Raw genomic sequence first — 3269 nt, 5'->3', positions numbered from 1 at the left:
TTTCAGAGACGGTCCCGGTCCGCGCGCTTTTTTCATTTCTGCGCCGGGCCGTGGGGCCGCAGGCCGTTTCGGCCTCCCCAGTTTTTCTGTGTCCGCGGCGGCGCGGCAAGCCGTCAGTGGACAGCGGCCCCCGTGCACAGGCCGCACTGCTGCAGCGCCTGCTGCATGCTGCACACCGAACGGCGACAAGCCACGACCCGGATGCCGCCGCGCTGCGCCGCATTGCGGAACGTTTTCATGACGTTATGGCCCAGGAAGTCGGTCAGCAAAATGACCAGCTGGGTGCCCGAGGGCAGTTGCAGCGTCTTCTTCTGATGCGAGGGGTCACGGCCACTGATGTGGTGCGTGATCGAAATATTGTGTCCTTTAAGCAGATCCGGAATGTTGCCGAGCCTGTCGGCGCCCACTACCACTGCACTCAATCCTGCCGTCATGTTGAACCTCACTGGGTCGTTGAGACTGGATGTAATGATAATGATTCCTATTTTTTAGTCAACTTAAATGAGATCAGTTCTTATTTAATTATTTTTATGAGCTCATGGGAACGCATAGGAAGACCCCCGCTCCCCCCTTCCCCGAGACGCCTGCGCAGCCAAAAAAAACGCGGCTCCCGCAAAGGGCCGCGCTTTGTCCCAGGGCCTCCAAAGCCGGCCACGCCTACTTGGGCGTGCCCTGCACCGCCTCGGTCACGACCGCGCGGGTCAATGATGGCGCCAGCATTTCCAGGAAGGTATAGACGTAATCGCGCAGGAACACACCGGCCTTCACCCCCACGCGAGTGGTGTGCGTGCCAAACAGGTGCCCGACGGGCAGTCCCACCAGGTTCGAATCGCGCCGCGGGTCGTAGGCCACGCCGGCGATGATGCCGATGCCCAGGCCCACATCCACGTAGGTCTTGATCACGTCGGCGTCGATGGCCTCCAGCACGATGTCCGGATGGATACCCTGGTTGGCGAAGACTTCGTCGATCGTGCTGCGGCCGGTAAAGGCACGGTCATAGGTCACGATGGGGAATTCGGCCAGTTGCGCCAGGGACAGGCGCTTGGCAGCGCTGGAGGTCAGTTCGGCAAGCGGATGGTCGGGACGCACTACCACCGTGTGTTCCCAGGCATAGACAGGCAACGTCGCCAGGCCCGGGGTCAGCGCCAGGGATTCGGTCGCCAGCGCCAGGTCGGCCTGTTCGTGCAGCACCATTTCGGCCAGTTGCGCGGGGCTGCCTTCAGCCAACGACAGATGCACCTTGGGGAATTGCTTGCGGAACGCCGGAATGACGCGCGGCAGCAGGTAACGGGCCTGGGTGTGGGTGCAGGCGATCACCAGGCCGCCTTCGTCGCGGCGGGCAAATTCATCGCTGACTTTCTTGAGATTGTCGACTTCGCGCATGATGCGGTCGATCACCTGCGAAACCGCCAGGCCGGGCTTGGTCAGCCCCTTGATGCGCTTGCCGTGACGTTCGAAGATCTTGATGCCGAGTTCGTCCTCGAACTCGATGATCGCCTTGGACACGCCCGGCTGGGAGGTATAGAGCATCCGGGCGGCTTCGGTCAGATTGAAGTCGCGCCGGATGGTTTCGCGCACAAAACGAAATTGCTGCAGGTTCATGAATTGGCCCCTGATAGACGGACCAATTATAAGTAATAAGGACGCCTTGTTATATGACTTATTGATATAAGCTTAGGTGCAAGGCGTCCCTCTTTCAGCGCATCGAGATCGTCGTGTTCACGGTCTTGGCATGGGCCGACCAGCGCGCGGTGACGGTCTTGGTCTGGGTCCAGAACTGCACCGCCTGCTTGCCATTGGGGCCCAGGTCGCCGAGCTTCGAGCCGCGCGAACCGGTAAAGCTGAACCAGGCCACCGGCACCGGGATCGGCACGTTGATGCCGACCTGGCCGACGTCGATGTTGTTCTGGAAGTAGCGCGCCGCGCCGCCATCCTGCGTGAACAGCGCCACGCCGTTGCCATTGGGGTTGCGGTTGACGAATTCCACCGCCTCTTCCAGCGTTTCCACGCCCACCACGCACAGCACCGGCCCGAAGATTTCCTCGGTGTAGATGGTCATGTCTTCGGTCACGCCGTCGAACACCGTGGGACCCACGAAGTTGCCCTGCTCGAAGCCCGAGACCTTCAGGTTGCGGCCGTCCAACAGCAGCTTGGCGCCTTCGTCCACGCCCTTCTGGATCAGGCTTTCGACGCGCTTCTTGGCGTTGGGCGACACCAGCGGGCCCAGGTCGGCCGCGCGGTCCATGCCCGAATTGACCTTCAGCTTCTTGGCGCGCTCGACGAAATCGGGCAGCCAGTTGCGGGCATCGCCCACCAGCACGGCCACCGACGAGGCCATGCAGCGCTGGCCGGCCGCGCCGAAAGCGGCGCCCACCAGCTGGTTCAGCGCCACGTCGGGATCGGCGTCCGGCAGGATCACGCAGTGGTTCTTGGCGCCCATCATCGACTGGCAGCGCTTGCCCGCGGCGGAGGCGCGGTTGTAGATCTCGGTGCCCACGCGGGTCGAACCGATGAACGACACCGCCTTGATGTCGGGATGCTCGCACAGGCCGTTGGCCGTATCCGGGCCGCCATGGACCACGTTCAGCACACCCGGGGGCAGGCCGGCTTCCAGGGCCAGTTGGGCCAGGAACAGCGAGGCGGTGGGGTCCTGCTCGGATGGCTTGAGCACGAACGTGTTGCCGCAGGCCACCGCGATCGGGAACATGAAGCAAGGCAGCATCACGGGGAAATTGAACGCCGTGATGCCGGCGCACACGCCCAGCGGCTGGATCAGGGTGTAGACGTCGATGCCGGATGCGGCGTTCTCGGCATATTCGCCCAGTTGCAGGTTGGCGATCGAGCAGGCGTGCTCCACCACTTCCAGGCCACGGCCCACTTCACCCTCGGCGTCCGGCAGGGTCTTGCCGTGTTCGCGGGTAATCATCTCGGCCAGCTTGCCGGTGTTGGCGCGCAGCAGTTCCTGGAATTTCAGCATGACGCGCATGCGCGCGCCCTGCCCGCTGTTGCGCCAGGTCTTGAAGGCTTCCTTGGCATTGGAGACCGCCAGGTCCAGCTCTTCGCGCGTCGCGAAGGGCACCTTGGCGACAACCTCTTGCGTGGCGGGGTTGATCACGTCACGCCATTCGGTGGTCTTGGACTGCACGAGCTTGCCGCCGATCAATAGCGGAACGCGGGGGACTTCACTCATTTGATGCTCCTCACACTGCTTTATCGATGCGGATGGAATCCGCGTTCAGGGTTCTTTGCGGGCAGCGCCGGCCGGCCCC

3 protein-coding genes are annotated in these 3269 nt (G+C 62.9%); all 3 read right to left on the bottom strand.

Going from position 1 to position 3269, the window contains the following annotated elements; all coding sequences use genetic code 11:
• Positions 1-113 precede the first annotated feature (113 nt).
• Entirely contained in the window at positions 114-434 is a 321-nt protein-coding gene (locus tag AC6LJ2_RS29950; RefSeq protein WP_263910532.1) for a DUF2325 domain-containing protein, read from the bottom strand.
• A 223-nt stretch (positions 435-657) separates the two neighbouring features.
• Complete coding sequence (locus tag AC6LJ2_RS29945) at positions 658-1602, bottom strand: CysB family HTH-type transcriptional regulator (protein WP_175191046.1); 945 nt, start codon at positions 1600-1602, stop codon at positions 658-660.
• A 94-nt stretch (positions 1603-1696) separates the two neighbouring features.
• Positions 1697-3190 (bottom strand): CoA-acylating methylmalonate-semialdehyde dehydrogenase, encoded by a 1494-nt coding sequence (locus AC6LJ2_RS29940; protein ID WP_263910529.1) that lies wholly within the window; start codon positions 3188-3190, stop codon positions 1697-1699.
• Between the last annotated feature and the right edge of the window lie 79 nt (positions 3191-3269).

This window comes from Achromobacter sp. 1014246743, assembly GCF_059760725.1.
The sequence above is the reverse complement of the archived record's forward strand: the minus strand, read 5'-3'. Positions and strand labels throughout refer to the sequence as shown.

Coding starts and splice junctions, on each gene's coding strand:
- AC6LJ2_RS29950 (WP_263910532.1), bottom strand. CDS start 434: ATGACGGCAGGATTGAGTGCAGTGGTAGTGGGCGCCGACAGGCTCGGC.
- AC6LJ2_RS29940 (WP_263910529.1), bottom strand. CDS start 3,190: ATGAGTGAAGTCCCCCGCGTTCCGCTATTGATCGGCGGCAAGCTCGTG.
- AC6LJ2_RS29945 (WP_175191046.1), bottom strand. CDS start 1,602: ATGAACCTGCAGCAATTTCGTTTTGTGCGCGAAACCATCCGGCGCGAC.